The 234-nt window shown below is 50.4% G+C and carries 1 pseudogene; it reads left to right on the top strand.

The window, feature by feature from the left end:
- Positions 1–42: 42 nt before the first annotated feature.
- A pseudogene (locus SB775_RS34050) lies at positions 43–234 on the top strand (LTA synthase family protein); the annotation flags it as partial.

Here is a 234-nt window from a genome sequence, read left to right as displayed (position 1 = left end):
ATTGTAGTCAACGGCGACCATTCCGGGCTTCACGGCCGGCCGATGACGGAAAACGACAACGAGCTGATGGCCGAGTTGCTAGGCCATAGATATTCCTTGAAAGACCGTTTCTTGTTGCCATTCATTATCGCTGCCACTGGATTGTTCGAATCTGAAGTGAATTCCAACTTCGGTGGGCAAATCGATATGATGCCGACGATTATGAATTTGATGGGCATCGAACCGAAGGCGCCG

This window comes from Peribacillus sp. SIMBA_075 (assembly GCF_046534585.1).
The sequence above is the reverse complement of the archived record's forward strand: the minus strand, read 5'-3'. Positions and strand labels throughout refer to the sequence as shown.